We start from the raw sequence: 21850 nt of genomic DNA on the forward strand, positions 1-21850 counted from the left end.
TGATGCTCAAGTCAATGAGGGGTCGTTATGCAAGATGCTCTGTTGCCGATTGCACAAGCCTACAAGGCCGATCCCGAATCGGTCTATAGCACTTGGTTCATCAGCAGCGAAGACCGGATCAAGGCGTTTCGCAGCATTCGCCGTGGTGTTGCAGCGGTCATCGACGATATCAAGCATCAACGCTTCCCGAATGACTTCAAGGGATCGTCCTTGGAGTTCGTATTGGCGTGCATTTCCGAGCAAAAACAGGTATTCGAAGGGGCCGCACATCCGTTCTACTGGAAGCCAAAATTGCGTATCCCCGACATCTACGAGAATGATCTCAACAAACAGGCATTTGGCGAGTTCCTCTATGCCTGTCTCGGAACTACCGATGTACGGGCGCTCGAAAGGGAGGTTCTGAAACTCGCCGGTAAGCGCATCAAAGGCTTGGGCCCAGCGGTCGCGAATATTCTGTACTTCCTGCATCCGACGCTGTTTCCACCGTTCAACACGGCAATGCTGAACGGATTCAACGCGTTGTTTAGGACAAAGAAGAGACTCGGCTCATGGGACAGCTATTTGGAAATGCGTGAGACAATCATCGTTGCCAACGCTGCACTGGGCATGCTCTCACGAGATCTGGGCGCATTCAGCGGCATGCTTTTCGAGATTGGCGTCGGACGGCTCGGAACGGCCGATGATGATTCAACTGCCCTGACCATCGAACGTGAAAAGATCGAGCAGGTGCGTCGCAAGCGCCACGCCCAGGTTGAACAAGACATGGCGGAGGAGCGCCTCCATACGAAGGTCCAGTACCAATTGAGCGAGTTGGGCCGTGCACTGGGCTATGACGTGCTGGTCGCCCGTAATGATCGCAGCGCCATCTACCGCGGCCGCCCGCTGGGCTACAGTTGCTTGAAATGCTTGCCAGACCTTGGGCTCGCACCAGAAGTACACGCCACCGCAGAACTTATCGATGTCTTGTGGCTATACCCGGGCGAACCGAGAATCGCGAGTGCCTTTGAAGTAGAGAAGAGCACGTCGATTTACTCAGGAATTCTACGCCTTGCCGATATGGCACTGTCAATCCCTGGCCGGCATGAGCATCTATATTTGGTTGCTCCGGCTGCACGCGAGAAGGAGATCGTCGTGCAACTCAAGCGCCCAATGTTCCAGCGTCGCGAGGACTTCTCACTGAGTTATATCCTGTTCGAGGACCTTGACCAGCACTTCGAATCGCTGTGCAAGCTCGGCGAAGATCGGCGGATCCTCGAGCGCCTTGCGTGTCGCTGTGTCGCATAATATATTTATTCCTGTATTAGCTCGGCCTTCCGGTGGAAAAGATCGCCGGCACCGTCGCAGCGCCCGCCCCTATCCACTCCGGCGTGATCGCCGAGCGCGACAAGCCGTGGCAAACCTCGAAGGCCAGCTTCAGGAGCAGAAGCAGCGATCGATGAATCTCGAAACCGAGCTGTCGACGACACGGAAGGAGGCCCGCGAGCTCGCGACCAAGCTTGCCGAGGTCATGGGCGAATTGGAGGCGTCACGGGCTCGGAATGCACCTCAGCGGGACGCTGACATGAATCCCGCTCCGACAGCCGAAACCGGCGACTCCTGACGGTCCGGTGGCCCAGCGGCGCCTGTCGGTCAGTGCATCGCGCGGCGACGCTAACCGTCTTGGCCTGTGCACGCTACGCTGGGACCAGTGCAGAAAAGGAACGTGTATTACAAGGACGTACCGCCCGAGCTCAAGGATGAGTTATGAACTCGGTTTGCAATGGCAGTGGAACCGTTACGTGCTGCCCAAAAGCTCGGGGTGGTGCTATTCCAGTTCCCGCCCTGGTTCGTGCCCTCCAGGGCAGCTTTCGATCACATCCTGGAATGCGCTGAACGGCTCCGGGGATTTCAGTTGGCGGTGGAGTTCCGGAACCGGACATGGTTTGAGGGCGATCGGGCGGCCCAGGTGATGGCGTTTGAACGCGAACACCGGTTGGCACACGTCGTCGTCGATGAGCCCCAGGGCTTTGCCAGCAGCGTCCCGGCACTGTGGGAGGTGACGTGCCCACACGTGGCGATTGTCCGGTTTCATGGGAGGAACACCGACACCTGGGACAAGAAGGGACTGAGCTCGTCCGGGGAACGGTTCAACTATCTCTATGCGACTGCGGAGCTAACCGAGTTGGCTGAGCAGGTCCGAGGGCTGGGGAGAACGGCCAAGTCGGTCCACGCAGTTTTCAACAACAACTTCGGTGACTATGCGCAACGGAACGCGGCCCAGTTCCTGCAGATGATTCTGGGACTATGACGGAGCCCTGATCGCACGACGCCTTCGACAACGACGATCGCCGAGCCGCGGATCTACCAATCTGTGACGATCATCTGCCGTCGGCTCCCAGAAAGTTTCGCCCCAAGACGTCCGTTCAAAAGCAAATCGTTGTAACGGATCTTTCACGTCAAAGCTCTTTATACTCCGCAACGTATACATCCTTTCCTGCAGCTTTCGACGGTGAATCACTCCCTATGACGATGAATCTCAGCAACTTCACCCTTATCCAACTCAAACAGCTTCATGCGCGAATCGAAAAGGAGATCGCAAAACAGCAATCGACCGGAAAGGACGCCTTGCTGAAGAAACTCAAGAGGATGGCTCGCGAGCAGGGGTTGTCACTGGAAGACGTGCTGGGCGGCTCTCCCGAGTCGGAAAAGCCGAAGGCCAACGGCGCAAAACGCCCTGTAGCCCCCAAGCGCCCTGTTGCAGTGAAATATCGTCATCCCTCGAAAATGGATCTCGCCTGGTCAGGGCGTGGCAGGAAACCTCACTGGGTAGAAACATGGCTGGCTCACGGCGGCGCGCTCGACGCCCTCGCCACTGCAGCAGCCAAATTCGACAAGAAGCAGCAGCGTGTAGCAAAGTCAGCCACCGATTCAGTCACTCCGACAACTACGGCTACCCCCGTAGCTGCCGCAGAAGCTGAGGTAGCGCCGGCGAACTAACGCCTTGGCCGACGGCTCCCCTTGCCCGACCACGCGTAACGGGAGCTGTAAATCGCCCCGTCCTCGCCGACGTATTTTCGGCTGGAGCTGATCGCGAACTTTCTCCCAACGACCGGCAGCGCTGCGGCCTGCCGCTGCTGCTCAACCTTGATTTGGTCTGGACGCCAGCTCGCTCGGCAGATGCTTCCCTGCGCCGCGCAGGCGGGTTTCGTCGCGTCATCACCGATGAGCTGAAACGGACTACGCGGCGACGATCAGGTATCGCGCCGGTACGCCAGCCGTGCGGGCGGCGACAGTGGATCGCGAATGGGAAAGATCGGCAGATAGCACGCGCGTCGAGGCCGACGCGATGGGGCGCGCATGGCGATTCGTTCGCTTATGTGAGTCGGTTGTGACTGGCCGACCTCAGTGCGAACAGGATAAGACAGCGGCAATGGTTTACGTGGCGTCGGCAGCCGCCTCGCTCGTGGAACCAGCGAGCTCGCGCTTGGGTTTGTAGTCGGCTCGCTCGACCCGCCCCAGGCACAGCGTGACGTCGTCGGCGGTCACCTGGAAGCCGGGCACCTTGTCGGGGGCGCCCTCCGGCGAGTACATGAACTGCTTGAGGGCGCCTTCGACCTGGACGCGCGCGCCTCGCCGCAGCACGCGCGCGGCGTCCTCGCCGCGCTGGCCCCACAGCGACACGCTCATCCAGAATCCGCCGACCTGCTGATACTCGTCGTTGGCTTGGTCGTAGGCGTAGTCGTCGAAGAACACACGCATCTCGGCGACGACCTCATCGACCCCGTTGATGGGGACGTGCTTGAGGATCGGCGTATCGCCGAGATTGCCTTTCCCGCGAAATACATTCGGCATGTTGTACTCCTTGGCGTCGACGTTGAACACGACGGGGCCGACGCCCATGCCGCCGCCGTGCGGAATACTACGAATCGCGCTGCCGGGCATGCTTCAGGGCGAGGCGCGCCTCGATTTCACGCCGGTTGAGCTCGATGGCGCGCCGGTGGGTACGCTCATACCATTCGCGCAGCGCCCCCGGGAGTCGGGCGAAATGGGCGTGGATTGCGCCCCAGGGGATGTGGCCGGCCCGGGGCCCGGCGCCTGCCGCACGCCAGCGCAGGTGAAGTTGCCCTGTGGCCTTGCGCCGATGCACCGAAAGATAGAAGGTCCGCCCGCGTACTCGCCGTGTGAGCCGCGACAAGTCCTCCTGTTGGCAGTGAATCGTGTCGACACGGGCCTGCGCCTGCCGCACGTCGGCGGGGGCGCCGCCCCTACCCGTAAAGGCCTTTGCGTCAGCATCCGGTTGACAAGGCGTACTGTCGCAGCGCTGGCCGACGACGTCGGCAGCACCCGGCGGTTCGAGTTGCGCCATCTCCGTTACCGGCACCTCAGTCGACCAGCCCATCATCCGTTGCCTCATCGCCCGCTGCGCCACGTTCCGAATCGATGGCGGCGATCTCGGCGGCCACGCGCTCAAGCATGGCCTTCTCGGTGTCCGAAATCGAAATGCGGCGCTGGGAGTGGCGCGAGATCTGGTGGCCTGCGTAGATGCCCGCTGGCACAGCACCGAAGATACCGGTGACGGCTGCGACACGCTTCTGCGCATTGGCATCGACGCCGGGCAGGAAGTCGGCGCGGCTGAGCGGCAGCAGGTCCGGCTTGGTGAGCCAGTTCTCGAAGCGGATGAACTCCTCGAAAGCGGCGCGGATCGGCCGGGTGAATTGACGGATGGCGTCATGCGCCTCCTTGTCGGAGAACAGGGCCTTGCGGCCAAGCGTCTTGACCACCCGGATGTAGTAGTCGAACTCCACGATCAGCTCGGCAATGACATAGCCGTACGGGCTGCGGAATCCGAGTTCCAGGACCTTCGGCTCGCGGGACTTGAGGATGCCGAAGCCCAGTCCCTTGTCGGCCCGCTTCTTGAGTTCGGCGCTGAGCAGGGTCGCCTGGCGGTCGAGTGCCCGCCTGAGCTCCGGGATGCGGTGGTCGGCACGAAGGAGCGCCCAGTCCGCGTATGGGTTGTTGTTGCGCGTGAGCGCCCACAATGCTTTCAGGCTCGAAGCGACCCGTTTGCCGCCCGGAATCGCGTTGTAGTGCCCCGCCGGGTCACGTCGGCGGCCCATAAACATCCGAAAGCCCTCTTTTGTATGGAGGGTCATGGTGTCGACACCGTCGTCCACCAGCGAGCCGAGATCGCGTAGCTGGGTCGCGACCGCGGGTTCGACCGTGGCGTCGGCTCCCGCGGTGACCCGGTATTCAGCCTCCATCTGCTTGAGCTTGTCGCAGCGTTGAAGGTAGAGCTCGTAGCGCGCCCAGCGCGGATCGTGGGGATCGGGGTCGTCTGCCTCGATGAGATCGGCAAGCTTCTCGCGCTCCTTGGCAATGCTGTAACGATCGGGAAACGGGGAGCGATCGTCGGTCTCGAAGGGGATTGGGGTTCCGCCTGGAAAGACGGGATCGAGGAGTCCGGGCTGATCGTCGACAGGTGCCAGCGAGGACCGGGGGATCGGTGGGGCGATCGGGTGGAATGACATTTGTCTTCCTCTAGGTGGCGTCGGTGAGGTCGTCCGCAGGCGACTCGACGGGTTGCAGTTGGGCCAGCGCCGGAATGGGCGTGAATCCGGGTAGGAAGTCGCATTCGGGAAGGGGGCCGCTCAAGAGGTGCCGGAGCGCCGCCATGTCGACGGTGTACGCGCCGGTGGCGCAGCGGACCTTGCGACTGCGGATCAAACCGTGCCTTTCCAGGCGCAGCAAGGCGCGCTGGACAACCTGGTGTCCCAGCAGGGTGTACTCGGCCAGTGCGCGGCTGGAGATGCGCACTGGCGCCCGATCTGCGGCCCGCCACAGCAAGGCGAGGAGGACGGCGGTGGCGGCGTAGTCACCGTCCAGGCGAACGAGAACCTCGAGGGTGATCTGCGGCTCGGAAAGGGAATGTCCAGACATCGGTGAAGCACGGCTGGGTAAATGGAATCCCAACGAAGTCGGCGTTGCTGTTGGGTTGGATGAATCCAGTGGTTTACGGCTTTAACGTTGGATTGGATGAATCCAGAAAATCGATGCCCTCGACATCCGCGTCGAACTCATGCACGACATGCCACAGCGTGGCGATCGAATGGTCCGGGAATGCGCGATGGAGATCTACGAACTGACGTTGTGGCGGGTGCGAGCATCGAATTCGCGACCAGGCGTTATGGATCGCTTCACGTACGCTCGGATCGGGAAGGGCCGGCCGGCCGCGAGGCGGCGGATCGGGGCACAGCAGCGCGCGGTGCTGCTGAATCTCTGTCAGGGTCATTTTGAAGAGGTGAACCAGGAGCGGAGGCTGGGCGCCGTGCATCACGTGATATTCCATCAGCTGCCGCATTTCGGCGATCGCGCGGTGCCGTCGATAGGCGGCCTCGAGCGTTGCGGGATCGAAATGAATGCAGACGTCGAGCTGAGGCATGCCGGCGATGGATGCGAGATCCCGTGCGGACGCGGCACGCAGGGTATCCAGAATCTCGGGGCTGAGCCCGGCCTCGAGCAGCGTCTGCAGCTCTCCGGTGTCGAGCAGGTGAATGAGATGCGACAGCAGAGCGTAGCGCAGCTGCTCACTTCTTATCGGGATCATCTCCTCCTCCTAGTTGTCCTCGGCGGTGTGTGGCTTCTCCGTGCATGCGCGGTGATACGCGTCGATCAGCGAACGCGTGAGCGACCACGACGCCGGATGTCGCAGCAGGGCCACAACGGGGTCGTCGGCTTCCCCATCGCCCCCCTCAGCCGACAGGGCGAGCTGCGCCAAGAGCCGGTGCGCCCCATGGCGTTCGGGCTCTCCGGACGCGTCGGAGGGCATGCGAAGCGGCTCAACGCTGAATCCCGCCCGCCGGCCGGCGTCCTGGCGAATGCAGTCCGAGAGCTTAAATGCGGCAGCGAAGTCGCCCAGCCGCCTCGAAAAGCGCGTGTCGGCCCGCCCCGCGGGGGGCACTCGCGCAGCGTGTCCGGTGCCGTCCGTCGCCTCGGGCACCGCCTCCTTCGTGGGCTCGATCAGGAGGCGGTGGATCTCCGCAAAAGCAAGCTGCCCCTCGGCGCCGGCGACCGCCACGAGCGCACGCTCCACGGCCGCTTGCACGCATTGCGCGAGCGCCGCGAACTGGGCGGTCATGCGAGACAGGATCATCTCGACCTCGGGCTTGGTGAGCCGCGGCGGCTCGTCCATGTCGCGAACGGCATTGATCCCCGTCGCCACCTCGGCGATGAGCTCGTCGAAGGCGGTCTTTCGCACGTAGGGGGCCAGGTTGATCGCATCGGCAAGCTTTTCCAGGCACCCGAAACGGCTTCGAATGGCCCCCGCGCTCTCGTGGGTGAGGTGCGGGCCGATCGGCGCCAGGTAATCCACGGCGAAGAGGAGATTGGCGGCCGTCGCGCCATGAAGCTTCAATCCGCAACCCCGCGCGCGCTCCGCTAGCTCGCGCAGCGACAGAGGCCGCTTCAGCTCGCACTCGAGCTCGCTCTTGAGGAGCGCCACCCCTCGCCCCCGCTCCCAGAACGTGATGTCGCCTCGGTTCTCGTTCTCGGCCAGATGCGCCGCAATGACATCGCTTTCACTCACCCACGGGCGCACCACCACGTGGATCCATTCGTAGCGGGGATCATGGGTCTCAAGCCACAGCTCCTGCATGATCTGCAGCCGCGTGTTGCCGCCGAAATAGCACATGTACCGCCCGGCACCGGGCCGGCGCGTCACCGAGAGGGCTTCGGTGAGGCCGCCGCGCGATTCGATCGATGCGCGAATGTCCGCATAGCGCGGATTGGTCCGGATTCGTGGGTTCTTGTCGTAGCAGTCGATCTCCATGCAGCGCATCAAGCTCCAGCCGTCCACGTCCTCGCCCGGCTGGAGGTCGGCCGCGGCGTTGGTCGGGCCCTTGACCGCCAGGCTATGCTGGGCGAGCAGCGCGCGACGCTCCCCGGTCGTGGCATTGGAGGACGCTTGCGGCTGGAGCTTTCCTCGCTTTTCCATGTGCTCGGCCAGCTCCTTGACCGAGATGGAGTCAGGCAATCGCGTTCTGGGCGTCATGGTCACCGCCAACCTCGCAGGGGGCTCCGGGCGGCACACCGGCGTGGATGCCGTCGAGGCTCGGAATGAGCTCCCACAGGAGCGCATGCATTGCAGGACACGCCTTGACCGGGTCGACCCAGTGGACCGGGACCTGGGCAGTGGCAGCATTGCGGTATGCAACGGCGTGCGGGATGACCGTCTTCAGGAGCAGGACCTTGCACTTGAGTTGCTGATAGCTCTCGCAAATGGCCTTGCCGATCTCACGTGCATCGCGGGTGTTCTCGTGACGGTAGATCATCGCCAGCATTTGCGGCACGGAGATGCCGAATGCAGCAGCCGTTTCGACGCGGTTCAGCAATTCCTCAGTGCCCGACAGGAACTCGCGCGCGGAGAGGATATCGGGCGAGATCGGCGAAAGGAGCACATCGGCTGCCAGGACTGCGGCATCCTGAAGGTGCCCCACCGCGCCCTGGGTGTCGATGAGCACGACATCGTAGTGCTCATGCAGCAGCGGACTGCGCAAGGCGAGCTTGATGCGCAGCGCGCTGTCCATGCGCGGCGCCAGCCAGTCCTGGAGGGTTCCCTGCGGCGCATCGGAGATGACGATGTCCAGGCAGCCATTCGGGTTGAGCCGCGGCTGGCGACGCAGTGGCATGGGCGCGAGCGCGAAGTCGATAGTCGAAATGCAGTCGTCTGTGAGCGCGCCCTGCTTGATCATTTGCGTCAGTCCGTGCCGCGCCCTCTTGGCAATGGGGTAATAGCGACTGAGGCTCGGCTGCACATCAGCATCGACCAGCAAGACACGCATGCCGATGTCAGCGAGCAGCGCGCCGAGGTTAGCGGTCAGGGTGGATTTCCCGACGCCTCCTTTAGTCGATACGGTGCTGTAGACGATCATCCGACCTCCTCCGGTCAAGCAGCGGCGGCGAGCAGGGGACGAAAGCGAAGGGAAAGCATGAGTGCCGGCGAGGTGAAGCTGCGGCACACGCGCATGAAGCGACGAGGGCGTCCCGGATGGAATGGAGCGTATTCCTAAACAGAATTGAACATCATCCTCGGCTTGTCAACGCCGATACATCCCGAAACACGCAACTGGCATGGGGACCGGATCCCTGGTTGAGCAGGTTTGGCAACCGCGAGCAAGCGGATCACGAGGATGCACCGGATTGCTCGGACGAGTCGGGATCGACAAAGGACACAATGTTCGGATTCGAGGGCGGGACAGGATTGAGCCAGTGCTCAGGGTGCTTGATCACGACGGCAGCGAGTTTTCCTACGCGTTTTCCGCCGCGGCCGACAACGCCGAAGTGATGAACGTTCGAGTTTCCGGGCCCGACCAGGTGCCAGCGCGCCTTGATGACTTGCCGCTGGATGCCGATGCCCAGCTTATCCGACGGGCTCGCATCAGGATCCATCCCGTTGCCGTCGTCACCGTAGAGCGCCGCGAAGTCACGGAATGTCCGCGGGGAGACGAGTGCCATCCCTTCTGGCACGAAATGGACCGGCGCGCCGGCTTCATTGTAGGGGATGGATCCGTCAGCGATCCCCTGTTGCAGCCACACCATGAAGCGAACGGCGGCGTCGCTGGGCGTCTCGTGAATGGACTTGGCGTCGTCGGTGTCCGACTTTCGCACGGATGCGAAAGGAGTAACGGGTCGCGTGGCTGAGGGCGGCCAGCGGCGGGGCTTCCCGGATACCGTGCCCGCGGATGTCACCGAGTCGTCATCGGAGAGGAATTCGTCGTTTCGGCCGAGATTCGCGGTCGCGGCTGGAGCCTCGTGCCCCTTGGCTTCGCGGGTCTTCGCCTCGCTCGCCGGCTGGTCACGACCCGTGGATGGCCTGGTCGCCGCATGGGTGGGCTTGGGAGGAGGAATATCGGGCGGCGTCAGCGGACCCGAGGCGCGTTGCCGCTCAGGGCGATCACCGGGCTTTGGTGCCCCGCCCTGGCCGTCGCCCGGTGGTTCGTCCGCTCGCTTGTCCCGTGTCTTTCGGGGCGGTTTGACGACGAGTTCGCCATCGAAGTCGGACGGGTAGTCGTCCGCCGAATCGAAGAGCTTCACCAAGGGGAACTTCAGCATCGCGAACTCGTGGGCGTAGCCCTCGCCGCGGACCTCCACGTACCAGATCGCCTGACCGGTGTCGGGGTTGCGCTCCAGCAGCCCATAGTCCTGCCAAGTGTCGAACAGCCGGTCGTTCTTGGCCGGACCGGGAATGCTCGCGCCGTCGTCCGGATTGGTGTGTGCGATCTCTTCCCGTACCGTGTCCGCGAGCCGCTTCGCCACAAACCAGGCTGCGCCAGCGCCGATCCAACCTGCCGCGCCGTCCCGGTTGAGCGGCAACGCACCTTGGCGCAGCAGCCGGCGTATGGCGTCCATCAGTTGGTCGACCAGCGGGACCGCTGTCGCAGTCGCGAACTGGTTGCGTGGCCCATGCTGCAAGTTGCTCGCGGCCGAGCGGCGATCGGCCTGGCGCACGATCTCGGTCAGCACCCCGGTTGCGTCATCGCCCGACCAGGCAGCCTCGAGCTGGCGCATCACCGACGGTTCGCGCGCCACAAAGGCCAGGGCTGTTGCAGGGACGATCCTCGGCGCCAGCACCAGCGGCAGGCGACGGTGCGCACCGTAGTTGCGTTCGGCTTTCGGCGCGAATCGCACCTCGTATTCGACCGCGCCGGCGGTCGGCATGTCGCCGGATACCGGAAGCCATTGCCGTCCGGGGCCGCCTGGTCGGTCGGCGACACTCACCCGCAAGTCGGTCATCGGTTTGCCGATGTCGTGCAACAGCGCGGCGAGGATGACGGCGTAGGTCCAGTGATCGCGCTGGGCGTCGATCACCTCGGCGGCGCCGCCCTTGGGCAGCAGGTATCCATTGCGCAAGGTGACCGCTGCATGGAGTACCTCGATCGTGTGGGCGGCCAAGCCGCCGACATGGGCGTGATGGTGCGCTTCGCTGGCCGGCAAGAGCTGCACGAACCGCAGGTAGCCGAGGATCGCGGGCGCGACGTCGCGATCCCAAGTGGATTGGCTCAGTTTCGATTCACGATGGATCTGTTGCAGCGCGTTCGAAAGCTTGCATACCTGGACCAGGGTCGGCGCGTCGAGGACCCTGAGCCAGCCGCTTCGGCTGGCGGCCAGGCCGGGGGCGGCAAGGGCACCGGTGGCCGGCGCTCCCGCCGTCGCCTGCTCCGCATCGGCATCGGCCGGACGTTGCCGCACGGCCCGTTCGCGGTAGATGGACCAGCCGAGCCAGCCGGCCAGCGCTGCCGCAGCCAGGAAACATGCGGCGGCAAGCGCGGCCATGGGGATCAGCCCTGGCGATTGCGGATCTGAGCCGCGCAGAACTGCGCCAGCAGCCACTTCTGCAGCACGTCCGACGGTGGCGATGGCCGCTCGGACTCCCAGACCTCGACAGTCGTCCCTCGGCAGAACGAGGAGAAGGTTTCGGCCAGCGGCTTCCACTTTTCGTCGTCGCGTTTCGCGCGGTACCGGCAGAACGGCAGGGTGACCAGATCCGCCGCGAGCTGGGCCGGATCAGCCGGCCGCAGGGCCTCCACGTAACGCGCCAGCAGGTCGCGGACCGTCAAGACCGGGTCATCCTCCGGGTAGAGGTACGCTTCCAGGCCATCGTATCGTCCAAGCCAGCACAGCAGCACGTTGCGCCATCCCGGCTCTCCAAGGCCCTCCAGGAAATGACCGATGGTCATGACGGCCTGGGTACGGGCCTCCTGCTGGTGCGGGGGAATTGGCGGGGGCAGGTCGTTCATCACGAAAACACCTCTGAAAGGTGCGAGTTGTTTTTCTTCACGTCTTGGCCCAAGCCGTGGACGGCCGACCGCGGCCGCGCATGGCACACCTTACTTTAGGCATAGGACAGGGGACTTGGCGAGGACTCGATGACACCCGCGATTGCCGGATCGCGACGAGAGCGTGCCGCAATTCACCCTTTCTGTCCGCACCAAAATCGCGCCAGGTTTTTCGACTTTCCGCTTGACATGCCACAGTGGTTGTACCGGAACCTTTGGCGCATTTGCCGCCAGGCCGCTCCAGGCGGTCTGGCGGCCCGTCTCCCGTCGGCCTTTGCCGCAAGGCGCCCCGTCCCCGTAAATCCTTCGCCCAGCGGAATTCGAGCTGGGCGCCCTTTCGGGTTGGGCCTGTAGCCCCGTAGAAGGCGGACCGCCACCGGCCGCCCACCCTTGCACCCTTTCGCCTACGATCTTTTCCCCCCTCGATGCAAGGCGAAATTCGAAAAATGTTTTTCGAATTTCGGGCTGCAAGACGCAAACGCGCTTGCCACACTGCGCCCCGTGACTGGCCGCTGACCCCAGCAGCCCGGCGTCCTCACCGCTCCCGGTGGGGACGCCTCCCCTCACGGAGCGGACCCACATGCCTCGCCTTCTTGCGCTTGCGCTGCTGCTGGTTGTCACCGGTGCGTGGACCACCCCGCCCGACCAGGTTCGCCTTGCCCGTTACACCGTCGCCGAACCTGCCCCTGCCGCAGCCGTCGCCGATCCGCTCGCCGTAGTCGCAGCCGTCCACTTCCCGCGCGAGCATGTGCGAACCGTAGGCGATGCGGTCGCCTACCTCCTCCTGCGGACGGGCTACCGCGTGGCATCCGCCGATCCCGCTGCCACCGCCCTCCTGGCCCTGCCCCTACCCGAATCACATCGTGTCCTGGGACCCTACCCGGCCCGCGCGATTCTTCAGGCCCTCCTCGGGGACCCCTACAACGTGAATCCCTCGCCCGTCGATCGCACCCTGACGATCGCTCTGCGCGGCCCCAACTCTGAGGCCCCAAACGAGGTGGCGATTGTGGAAGCAGTCATCACCCGTCCCGTCGCACCTGTCACGCCACCGGAGGCGATCGAATGAACGCGCCGCAAACTCCGCCCGTCGGCGCATTCTCCCGCTTCGCTCCACGCATTTCCCTGCGCGCGTCGGGCCACCGCGCGCGCGTCGTGTACCTGATCGCTGCCCTGCTCGTCGCCGGGGCAGTCTTCCTGGTCCTCAGCCCGAGGCCGTCGGAACCGCCGCGCAAACCCGAAGGTGTGGATCCGGTGCCGCAGCCGCTACCCACGATCGCGGCGCCCGAACCGCCGCCCCCTGCTTCGCCACGGCTGGACCAGCTTGACGACCGCTTCGCTGAACTCTCTCGCTCCTTCGAGGATCTTGGGGCCCGGTTCTCGGCCATTGAGGCCCACCTTGTCGCGTTGGATGAGCGCAATGACGACATTCGCGCGCGGCTGGAAGCGCTCGCCAATTCACCCCTGCCGAAACCGGTACCTGCACAACGGCCCGTAGGCGCCAAGCCGCCCAAACCGGCAGGGCCCAAGCCGCGGATGCCCACAGTCCTGTCGATCGACACCTGGGGCAGTAAGCCTTCTGTCGCGATTCGCGACGCGCAAGGCAACTTGGCGTTCTATCGCGAGGGCGATGCTGTCGGAATTGCGCGCATCGAGCGCATCGATTCCCAGGCCCGCCGGGTCCACCTCCGCCTGCCCGATGGCACCGTGACCGCCGTCGATGCCAAGAACTGAGGCGTGAGTCATGCGCAAGACCGTCCTGTTCCTCCTCGTCGCCGCGCTGCACCCGGCCGCGGCCGTCGAGACCGGCCACACGCAGCTGCGCGCCGTTCAACCTGGCACCACCGCCGCCTACCCCTCGGCCCCCGATGCCACCGAAGTTGCTGCCGTCGATCGCGTCGAAGCCGGCTACTGGGGCATCACCCTCGAGGAGCTGCACCGCGCGCGACGCCTGATGCGCGGCCCACGCGGCGCCTTCAGCGTAGCCACCATCAGCCCGGTCGAAGTGCTTGGCATCCACGCCCGCTCCGACGCGGAGCGAGACCGCTATGCGGAGCTCTTCGCCAAACTGTTGCACGACGACACGCAGCGTGTCCTCGCCTGGCAGCGAGCCGGTGATGCGGCCACGCGGCGTCTCTACCCACACGGCAAGGCGATCGACTTCGGGCGCGCTCCGAACGCCCCCACCCTCCCCAACTGGTATTTCACGCCGGGCGGTGCGGCGCAATGAGCTCGTCTCCCGCACGTCGCACCTTCCTCGTCCGCCTCTGCCAGGGCGGGCTGCTCGCGGCAGTGCCTGGGCTCGCCTTCGGCCGCGAGCGCACCCGCGTGGTCTATCCACCAGTCCCGCCCGCTTATCGCATCGTGGCCCAGTCGCTCGCGCTCCCGCCCAAGCTCTTTTTCGCCATCGCGATCCAGGAGTCCACCATGCAGTGGGGTGCGCTGGCGCTGCCCTGGCCGTGGACGCTCAATGTCCGCCGTAGCCCCCGCCGCTACCAACGCTATCCGGAAGCGGTCACCGACCTCAAGCACGTCCTTGCCCAGGGGCTACGCAACGTGGATTGCGGCCCGATGCAGGTCAACTGGCACTACCACTCCGACAAGTTGCGCACGCCCGAGCTTGCGCTCGACCCCTGGCACAACCTGCGGGTGGCCGGCGCGATCCTCCTCGAGAGGCGCAGTTCCGCAGCCAACTGGTTCGACGCCGCCGGCGCCTATCACAGCCCCGGCAATTCCTCGCGGGCCAACCGCTACGCGCGTTCAGTCTTCGCACGGATGGAGAGGATTCCCGATCATGCCTGAGCTGCCACATCGGACGCGTCTCGCTGGCTTCCGCATCGGCGGCGATCGCCCGCGCCTCTGCGCTGCCTCTTCCTTCTTCCGTGCGGGATCCCATCGCACCGGAACGACTCCGGCGCCATATCCCATCCCCATCGCCGTGCTGTCTCCCTCCCCCCGCAGTTCTTGCGGGTCCTTGACCGCTGCAACGGCGGTTTCAGCACAACCATGGTCCTCTTCAACGGCCTCCTCCCTGCCGATGGACCATGGTTGTGCGCTCTTCTTGGGGAATCGCACATGAGCCATGGCACCATCGAAGCGTGGCTGCGCCCTCCCATCGAGATCTGGAGTGCCCTGACCGCGGCGTGCTGCGGCCTGGTCGCACTCATCACTCCGTGGGCGCTGATGATGCCCCCGGACCTCGGCCTGGGCACCGCCGCCCTCGCCTTCGGCTTCGCCGGCCTGCGCGCCCGACAGGCATGGCGGGTATGCCGTTATCAATACGGTCTCACCCGGTACAAGGCGACGACCATCGCGCCGCACAAACTGCCGCGCATTCCGGGCAAGCTGTATCTGGGCGAAGGCTTTGCCTGGGGGCAACAACACACGCAGCGCCGCATGGACGCCACACGCCCGCAGGCCCAGCCCTACCTGGTCGAAGGCGCAAGCATCCGCGCAACGCGCGCGGTGCTTCGCACGATGGGCGCCACGCCGCTCAAGCCGATCGCCGCAGCGCTCGCGCTGCCCCGTTGGTGGAACCCGCTATCAGAGCCTGCCGATCTCGGCGGGACGCCGGTACTGCACGGCGTCGAGCCCAATGAGGATCACGTCGCCCTCGGGCAGAAGCATCGCCCCGGTCACCTGGTCGTCCTCGGCACGACGCGCGTCGGCAAGACCCGTGCAATGGAACTCTTCGCCACCCAGGACATCCGCGACGGGAAGGTCGTCATCGTCATCGACCCGAAGGGCGACGCGGACCTCATGCTGCGCGTCCATGCCGAAGCTGCGCGCGCCGGGCGCCTGGACCACCTCTATCTGTTCCACCTGGGTTACCCCGACATCTCCGCCCGTTACAACGGCATCGGCAACTTCGCCCGCATCACCGAGGTCGCGAACCGCACGACGAATCCCCTGCCCTCCAGCGGCAACTCGGCGGCCTTCAAGGAATTCGCATGGCGCTTCACGAATCTCGTCGCCCAGGCCCAGGTCGCCCTCGGGCAGGTGCCCACCTACAACCTGCTGCTGCGCGACATCACGGACATCGAACCGCTCTTCCTGCGCTACGCGACGCACGTGTTGCGCACGGAAGGCCCCGAGAACTGGGAGATCCTTGTCGAGGGAGTACAGACCCGCATCGAGAAACGCCAGATTACTGTTCCGCGCGCCCTGCAGGATCGCAGCGACCGCCTGATCGCCCTCGTGCACGTGCTGAAGGATCTGCAGCTTCCCGATCCTGTCCTCCAGGGCCTCGCCACCGCGGTCCGCTACGAGCGGAGCTTCTTCGAGAAGATCGTGGCCTCGCTCGGCCCCTTCCTCGAGAAGCTCACCACCGGCCCCGTCGGCAAGCTGATCTCGCCGGACTATTTCGACGCGACCGATATCCGGCCGATCTTCGACTGGATGCAGGTCATCCGGCAAGACGGCATCGTCTATGTCGGTCTCGACGCACTCTCGGACGCCACGGTCGCAGCGGCCGTCGGGAACTCGATGCTCGCCGATCTCGTCAGCGTTGGCGGCAAACTCTACAAGACCGGCCTCGATCCCCACCATCCCGAAGGCAAGATCATCCTGCCCGATGTGGCCTGCCACTTCGACGAGGTTAACGAGATCGCTGGACCGGAGTTTGTGCCGATGGTGAACAAGCTGGGCGGATCGGGCTTCAGCATCACCGCCTACACCCAGACCATTCCCGACATCGAGGCGAAGCTCGGAGACGCCGCCAAGGCCCGTCAGGTGCTGGGCAACTTCAACAACATCATCATGCTGCGGGTGAAGGATCCGGGCACTGCGGAGTTCTTCTGCAATCAGCTGCCCGAGGTCGACGTGCAGCACCTCATGGTCGTGACCGGCGTGAGCGACACCGACGGGTCGACCGAGACGGACTTCACCTCCCGCAACGAGGACCGCCTCACCACCCAGCGGGTGCCGATGGTCTCCCCGGCTGACATGATGGCCCTGCCGCAAGGACAGGCCTTCGCCCTGCTGGAGGGCAATCGCCTCTTCAAGCTGCGCTTTCCGCTGCCCGATGCCACGAACGATCGCTTCATTCCGCCGTCGCTCCGCGAGGTGGCCGTCCAGATGCGGGCCAAATATCGGACGGCCGAGCACTGGGCCGCTCAGACCGATTGGTTGAAGGACATGCCGGTCGGGCTCGTCGCGCCACTGGGCTTCGACACCTCGGACGATGACGCCGGGGAGGCGGCAGTGAGCACCCCCGCCCGGCCGCCCGAAGGGGGCGCTCCCCCTCCCTCGGGGAGGATGCCGCGTAGCGACAGGAGGGCAGTCCAGTGAGCACCGCCGCCTCGTCCGCGGGATCCGCCCGTCCCCCGGCGCCCCAAGCATCGGCCACACCGGCGGACCGGTCCCGCGGCCCCATTGCTGCCCTGGCGAGCGTTGTGATCGGCCTCGCCTTTTCCACCCTGAGCTCCTGGATCTTCGGGACTGCCCTTACCATCCTAGGCGATCACACCTTCTGGAAGGGCCGCGGCGTCGAACGCGCCATAGCCGCCGTGGAGGAGGACTTCGGCTACCTCCAGGGCTATCCCCGGTCGCTCATGGTCGACGACACCGTCGCCTTTGCGCGCGACTTCGCCGAGCTCGTCGCGCGTCCGTTCCATTCGCTGGGCGCCCCCGCGTTCATCGCCCGTACGACTGCCATTGAGCCCGACGCGGTGGCGAATCCCCACGCGCGCGCCGTACGCCGCATCGTCAAGGAAGTCGGGCGCGCCGTCGAGACCGCCTACTACGTGGCCCAGGACACCGCCATCCGGCTGGCGATCGCCTTCTATGCGCTGCCGGCCTTCGCGATGGCCATCTTCATCGGCCTGATCGATGGCCTGGTCCGTCGCGACCTGCGCAGGTGGACCGGTGGCCGGGAGTCCTCCTACGTCTACCACCACTCGAAGCGCTTCACGTGGTGGTTCCTCACTGCCGGTTTCACCGCCTATCTCGCGTGGCCTTTCGGCGGATTCAATCCCGCGTACCTCGTCCTGATCTTCGCAACCCTGGTGGCCGCGGCCCTCTCGACCACCGCCAGCACGTTCAAGAAGTACCTGTAGCAACCAAGGAGTCCGTCATGCCATTGCTGCTCCGCTTCACCATCGCCGCCCTCGTCGCAGCTACCACCTTGCCGGTGGCTGCCGACACCGACCGCGAGCGCGAGAACCTCGCGCGCTTGGAACATGAGCTCGCACTTCTCACCTCCGAGGTTCGCGCAGCGAAGGCAGATGCCCCCTCCATTGCCCGCATCCATTTTCAGTACGACGAGCTCGCCCGCGACCTCGATCACATCCGTGCGGGTATTGCGGACCACCTCGACGCACCACGGCATCCCCGCCCGATCGAACCGCTAAAGGGCGACTACCGGCGCTGAGCCCGGAGGTACCGCCATGTCGCCCCAGCAGTCCGCCGCCTTCGCCGCCGCGGCCGGCTACCAACCCGGCTACATCGGGCTCTTCTTCGCCCTGCTCGTCGGCGCTGTCGTCGTTCTCTGGGCCGCCGACATGGTGCGCAGACTCGGGATCGAAGGCCTCGACGACCCGCGACGCCTGCCGATGCTCCTGTTCTACAAGCTGCGTGTGCTAATCATCGTCCTGCTGCTGATCTATCTGCTCACCTAGATCGCGGCCGACTCGGCAGGCCGGGCCGCAGGCCTGCCGGCGTTCCACGGTGCGGCGCCTCACCACCTCACGGAGGAAACCATGAATCTCCTCATCCAACCTTCGGGCGCAGCGAATGCCGCGGATCGTCACACGGCGCAAGCCCCCGAGCGTCCCCTGCGATGCCGGGCAAAGGCGGCCGCCCACATCGTCTTGCTTGGCCTCGGCGTACTCGCCTCGGTCTTCGTCGCCGAACCGGCCCTGGCCGAGTTGCCGACGGCCGTCGCCGCGGACGGTGCCGCTTCCGGGGATTACATCGAGATCGGCAAGCAGTATTTCAAGAACGGCCTGATCGTCCTGGGTCTCATCATCGCCACGCTGGGCTTCATCGCGGTCGCGGCCGGCGGCATCGCGAAGTTCAACGAGTACCGCATGGGTCGCGCGGAGCTCGGGGATCTGGGCGTGCTGGCGGTCGTCGGCGCCGTCGTGCTGGTGCTCATGGTCTACCTCCTCAACGAGGCGGCCACCATCATCGACTAGGCGCCACCATGGACACCTCCAGCCCCCTGGCGCCGACGCCCGATACCTCCAGCGGAACGGGCCGCGCGCCGCTGCCCGACCGCGTGAACGCGGAGCCGGCGATCATCAAGGGACTCTCGTACACCGAGTCGAAATGGGCCATCGGGCTGGCCTTTCTGCTGTGGTTCCCGGTGGGCGGCGTGGTGGGCCTCGCCCTGCAGCACCTACCGGTGACCGTCCTCATCATCGCCACCGGTCCCATCGCCACGATCTGGGTCGCGGCGGGGTACCTCGCCACGATGAAACGCAATCGCCCCGATCACTACTACGTTCAGCTGCTCAAGCGTCGCGCGGCGCGCCTCGGCCTCATCCGCTCTCATCTTGTTTCGCACGCGGGCGCCTGGGACCTCGGCCGCACACTCGAGCCCACTCAGGTGGCGAAACGCCGGAACCCGTTGTGCTGAGCCCGGAGCATTGCCATGCCTGCCTACACCGACAACCTCGCAAACGCCCGCGCGACGATTCGCCTCCAGTCCTGGGCCATCCTCGTCGCGCTGGTCATCGTGCTGATCGCGGTGGCCGACAGGTTCGTGAGGCTGACGCACTTCACTGTGCATATCCCGCCAGACCTCTCCCGCGGGGTCACCATTCAGGCGGGACGTACGCCGGAGGTGCCGCCTCCGAACGTCTATGCCTTCGGCTACCTCATCTGGCAGCAGCTCAACCGCTGGGCCAAGGATGGATCCAAGGACTACGTCGCGCAGATCTACGCGCTCCAGAACTACCTGACGCCGTCCTGCCGCGAGCAGCTCCTCAAGGACGTCAGCGTCAAGTCCGCCGATGCGGAGCTGATCCAGCGCACCCGCGCCCTCCTGGAGATTCCCGGGTACGGCTTCACGGCGAACCGGGTGACGGCGCACGGCAACGGTGGATGGACGGTGCTCCTCGATGCCCAGATCCTCGAGACCTCCAGGGGGATGCCCGTGAAGGACACCTTCATCCGCTATCCCCTGCACGTGGTGCGCTACGACGTCGACCGGGAGCGCAATCCCTGGGGCCTCGCCCTGAACTGCTTCGCCCGCCGTCATCCCGAACGGATCGACCCGCAGGCCCTGGAGGCGCCGATCGCCGCCCAGCCGGCGCCGGCGGCGCCGCTGCCTCCGTCCGCGGCACCGTCTGCCACCACTGCTGGTTCAGACCTGCCGCAGGCCGTGCCGCCGCGGCTCCCGGACACGAAGGAGGAGGAGTCATGATCGCCATTCGCGCCGCCACGGCGCTTGTTTGCCTCGGCGTTCTTGCTTCTGCCTCTGCGCAGGAGCCCGAAGCCAAGGCGCCCTCCCCGGTTGGCCTGTCGCCCGGGCCTGTCGGATCGGGGACGGCGCCAACCTGGCATCCCGCCGGCACGACGACCATGGAACTCGGCACCATCCCCCCAGAGCCGGCCCCCAAGCCCGCTCCGGCACCCGCACCCCAGTCTCACGGCTCAGCCGCCGGGAAGCCTGCGAATCCTCTATCGCCCCCGGAAACGCAGGCGCCGCTGCGGTCACCCGATCGCCCCGACGACCGCCAAACTAATGTCGGCCGCACCCAGCATGTGCTGTTCGAGCGCCTTCCCGTCCGGGTGCTCCTGAGCCCAGGGCGGGAGCGCCTGCTGCAGCTCCCGTTCGTCGCATTGATGGATGTGCCCGCTAGCCTGCAGGGTCTGCTCGAGGTCCAGATTATCGAGGACACCGCTTATCTGACGGCGAACGGACCCTTCCCGCGCGCCCGGCTGTATGCGCAGGCAGTCGACGGCGGCGCGACGGTTCCGCTCGATATCGAGTCGGTCGAAGGCGTCCAGCTCCCGCCGATCCTCCGCGTCCATCTGCCCGGTGATGCTGCCGCAGAGAGTGACGAGCTCGCCCTAACCCGACGAAACGACGAGCCGGCGGTCGACATGATCCAGCTCACGCGCTACGCGGCGCAGATGCTGTATGCGCCGGCCCGCCTGCTCCCCACCCTGCCGGGTGTACGCCAGGAACCGGTTGATCGGTCCCCCGTGGCCGGCCTCTACCGGGGAGGAGAGATCGAAACGGCGCCCTTGGGGGCCTGGTCGAGCGGGTCGCTTTACGTGACCGCCGTGCGCTTTACCAACCGCACCGGGCGCGCCATCGACCTCGAGCTGGACACACGGTGGCTACGCGGGCAGTGGATCGCCGCAACGCCCCAGCACTGGCATCTCTTGCCCCATGGCTCCGAGGCCGACACGACCGCCGTCTACCTCGTCTCCGACCGGCCGTTTACGGCCGTGCCGCTGTGGCGCTAGGAGGCTCGCCATGCAGATTGTCCAGAACAGGCTGGTCCCCTTCCTCGCCGTGATTGCCCTCATCGTGACGGGCTACATCCTCTATCGGCAGAGCGAGACGCCGGGCGTCGAGCCGGGGCCGCCCCTGAACGCAGTGCCGGAAGTACCCCTGCCTCCCACCGCCAAGGGGGCCGACGCCGATACGCCGCAGGAAACCCTCAAGACCGTGGTCGCGGGCTACACCGAGTTGAACGATCAGGTGCAGTCCCTGATCGCCGAAAACCGGCGCCTGCTGGAGCAGAACGATCGCCACCAGCGTAGCGAGGATCGCATCCGCGATCAGCTTCGCCGTGAGTTGCGTACCGAAATGACAGCCGAAATGGACGCCCTCAAGCGCCAGCACGGCGCCGCGGCCGACTCACAGGCGTCGAGCGGTCTGCTGGGATCAACGATCGGCGCAGGCAACCTCCCTGCCGGCTTCGGCTTCGACAAGGCGAAACCGGATGCGGTACCGCTGTCCGGGAACGCTGCACCGACCCGCGTCCTGCCGCTGGGCTACGAGATGGGCAAGGGCGCCGACGGAAGGCAAGGCGTCGTGCGCAAGGTCACCCTCGCCGAAGCGGCGCCGCCCGCCCGCCGTACGG

Annotated in this window: 26 protein-coding genes; 17 read left to right on the forward strand and 9 right to left on the reverse strand. The window is 65.4% G+C overall.

Annotated features, from left to right (window positions below; translation table 11 throughout):
- Window positions 1-27: 27 nt before the first annotated feature.
- From GPA27_RS14060 to GPA27_RS14075, 4 genes are all read left to right on the forward strand, one after another.
- Window positions 28-1284 (forward strand): type II restriction enzyme NmeDI-related protein, encoded by a 1257-nt coding sequence (locus tag GPA27_RS14060; protein WP_169141242.1) that lies wholly within the window; start codon window positions 28-30, stop codon window positions 1282-1284.
- A 151-nt stretch (window positions 1285-1435) separates the two neighbouring features.
- Window positions 1436-1600, forward strand: coding sequence for a hypothetical protein (locus tag GPA27_RS14065; RefSeq protein ID WP_169141243.1), 165 nt, complete (start codon window positions 1436-1438; stop codon window positions 1598-1600).
- A gap of 159 nt (window positions 1601-1759) precedes the next feature.
- Entirely contained in the window at window positions 1760-2287 is a 528-nt protein-coding gene (locus GPA27_RS14070) for a DUF72 domain-containing protein (protein ID WP_169141244.1), read from the forward strand.
- Window positions 2288-2502: 215 nt separating this feature from the next.
- Window positions 2503-2976: an H-NS histone family protein gene (locus GPA27_RS14075; RefSeq protein WP_169141245.1), complete on the forward strand. Its 474-nt coding sequence runs from the start codon at window positions 2503-2505 to the stop codon at window positions 2974-2976.
- 438 nt (window positions 2977-3414) lie between these two features.
- On the opposite strand, the gene GPA27_RS14080 is transcribed toward GPA27_RS14075, so the two are convergent.
- The 9 genes from GPA27_RS14080 to GPA27_RS14120 form a co-directional block, all read right to left on the reverse strand.
- On the reverse strand, window positions 3415-3879 hold the full coding sequence (locus GPA27_RS14080) for a single-stranded DNA-binding protein (protein WP_169141246.1): 465 nt from the start codon (window positions 3877-3879) through the stop codon (window positions 3415-3417).
- Between the two features lie 19 nt (window positions 3880-3898).
- Window positions 3899-4381 (reverse strand): hypothetical protein, encoded by a 483-nt coding sequence (locus GPA27_RS14085; RefSeq protein ID WP_169141247.1) that lies wholly within the window; start codon window positions 4379-4381, stop codon window positions 3899-3901.
- A complete protein-coding gene (locus GPA27_RS14090; RefSeq protein WP_169141248.1) occupies window positions 4362-5507 on the reverse strand; it encodes a PFL_4669 family integrating conjugative element protein in 1146 nt (381 codons plus the stop codon). The genes GPA27_RS14085 and GPA27_RS14090 overlap by 20 nt, the downstream gene beginning before the upstream one ends.
- Before the next feature lie 10 nt (window positions 5508-5517).
- A complete protein-coding gene (locus tag GPA27_RS14095) occupies window positions 5518-5916 on the reverse strand; it encodes a MarR family transcriptional regulator (RefSeq protein ID WP_050416215.1) in 399 nt (132 codons plus the stop codon).
- Window positions 5917-5989: 73 nt separating this feature from the next.
- Window positions 5990-6583 (reverse strand): STY4526/YPO1902 family pathogenicity island replication protein, encoded by a 594-nt coding sequence (locus GPA27_RS14100; RefSeq protein WP_169141249.1) that lies wholly within the window; start codon window positions 6581-6583, stop codon window positions 5990-5992.
- Window positions 6584-6592: 9 nt separating this feature from the next.
- Window positions 6593-8026, reverse strand: a complete 1434-nt coding sequence (locus GPA27_RS14105) for a ParB family protein (protein ID WP_246261112.1) — start codon at window positions 8024-8026, stop codon at window positions 6593-6595.
- The gene (locus tag GPA27_RS14110; RefSeq protein ID WP_050416218.1) at window positions 8001-8906 is read right to left on the reverse strand and encodes a ParA family protein; all 906 of its coding nucleotides are present in this window, start codon (window positions 8904-8906) and stop codon (window positions 8001-8003) included. The genes GPA27_RS14105 and GPA27_RS14110 overlap by 26 nt, the downstream gene beginning before the upstream one ends.
- Window positions 8907-9156: 250 nt before the next feature.
- Window positions 9157-11307 (reverse strand): MobH family relaxase, encoded by a 2151-nt coding sequence (mobH, locus tag GPA27_RS14115; protein ID WP_169141250.1) that lies wholly within the window; start codon window positions 11305-11307, stop codon window positions 9157-9159.
- A 5-nt stretch (window positions 11308-11312) separates the two neighbouring features.
- Window positions 11313-11771, reverse strand: a complete 459-nt coding sequence (locus tag GPA27_RS14120) for a hypothetical protein (protein WP_169141251.1) — start codon at window positions 11769-11771, stop codon at window positions 11313-11315.
- A gap of 619 nt (window positions 11772-12390) precedes the next feature.
- On the opposite strand from GPA27_RS14120, the gene pilL2 reads away from it, so the two are divergent.
- The 13 genes from pilL2 to GPA27_RS14185 all read left to right on the forward strand — a co-directional run.
- Window positions 12391-12876: a PFGI-1 class ICE element type IV pilus protein PilL2 gene (gene pilL2 / locus GPA27_RS14125; protein ID WP_169141252.1), complete on the forward strand. Its 486-nt coding sequence runs from the start codon at window positions 12391-12393 to the stop codon at window positions 12874-12876.
- Window positions 12873-13541, forward strand: coding sequence for a hypothetical protein (locus GPA27_RS14130; protein WP_169141253.1), 669 nt, complete (start codon window positions 12873-12875; stop codon window positions 13539-13541). The genes pilL2 and GPA27_RS14130 overlap by 4 nt, the downstream gene beginning before the upstream one ends.
- Window positions 13542-13551: 10 nt before the next feature.
- Window positions 13552-14037, forward strand: coding sequence for a hypothetical protein (locus tag GPA27_RS14135; protein WP_050416223.1), 486 nt, complete (start codon window positions 13552-13554; stop codon window positions 14035-14037).
- Entirely contained in the window at window positions 14034-14609 is a 576-nt protein-coding gene (locus GPA27_RS14140) for a transglycosylase SLT domain-containing protein (protein ID WP_169141254.1), read from the forward strand. The genes GPA27_RS14135 and GPA27_RS14140 overlap by 4 nt, the downstream gene beginning before the upstream one ends.
- A gap of 273 nt (window positions 14610-14882) precedes the next feature.
- Entirely contained in the window at window positions 14883-17096 is a 2214-nt protein-coding gene (gene traD / locus GPA27_RS14145) for a type IV conjugative transfer system coupling protein TraD (RefSeq protein WP_169141255.1), read from the forward strand.
- Entirely contained in the window at window positions 17093-17863 is a 771-nt protein-coding gene (locus GPA27_RS14150; RefSeq protein ID WP_169141256.1) for a TIGR03747 family integrating conjugative element membrane protein, read from the forward strand. The genes traD and GPA27_RS14150 overlap by 4 nt, the downstream gene beginning before the upstream one ends.
- Window positions 17864-17880: 17 nt before the next feature.
- On the forward strand, window positions 17881-18177 hold the full coding sequence (locus GPA27_RS14155; protein ID WP_169141257.1) for an integrative conjugative element protein, RAQPRD family: 297 nt from the start codon (window positions 17881-17883) through the stop codon (window positions 18175-18177).
- Window positions 18178-18193: 16 nt separating this feature from the next.
- Window positions 18194-18424, forward strand: coding sequence for a DUF3262 family protein (locus GPA27_RS14160; protein ID WP_169141258.1), 231 nt, complete (start codon window positions 18194-18196; stop codon window positions 18422-18424).
- A gap of 81 nt (window positions 18425-18505) precedes the next feature.
- Window positions 18506-18943 carry a TIGR03745 family integrating conjugative element membrane protein gene (locus GPA27_RS14165; protein WP_169141259.1) on the forward strand — a complete coding sequence of 146 codons (438 nt, stop codon included), beginning with the start codon at window positions 18506-18508 and terminating at the stop codon, window positions 18941-18943.
- Window positions 18944-18951: 8 nt separating this feature from the next.
- The gene (locus GPA27_RS14170) at window positions 18952-19386 is read left to right on the forward strand and encodes a TIGR03750 family conjugal transfer protein (protein WP_169141260.1); all 435 of its coding nucleotides are present in this window, start codon (window positions 18952-18954) and stop codon (window positions 19384-19386) included.
- A gap of 15 nt (window positions 19387-19401) precedes the next feature.
- Window positions 19402-20175, forward strand: a complete 774-nt coding sequence (locus tag GPA27_RS14175; RefSeq protein ID WP_169141261.1) for a PFL_4703 family integrating conjugative element protein — start codon at window positions 19402-19404, stop codon at window positions 20173-20175.
- Window positions 20172-21227 carry a TIGR03749 family integrating conjugative element protein gene (locus GPA27_RS14180; RefSeq protein WP_169141262.1) on the forward strand — a complete coding sequence of 352 codons (1056 nt, stop codon included), beginning with the start codon at window positions 20172-20174 and terminating at the stop codon, window positions 21225-21227. The genes GPA27_RS14175 and GPA27_RS14180 overlap by 4 nt, the downstream gene beginning before the upstream one ends.
- A gap of 10 nt (window positions 21228-21237) precedes the next feature.
- A partial coding sequence (locus tag GPA27_RS14185) for a hypothetical protein (RefSeq protein WP_211165002.1) occupies window positions 21238-21850 on the forward strand: 613 nt, incomplete at its 3' end.

This window comes from Aromatoleum toluolicum (assembly GCF_012911005.2).
Classification (GTDB): Bacteria; Pseudomonadota; Gammaproteobacteria; order Burkholderiales; family Rhodocyclaceae; genus Aromatoleum; species Aromatoleum toluolicum.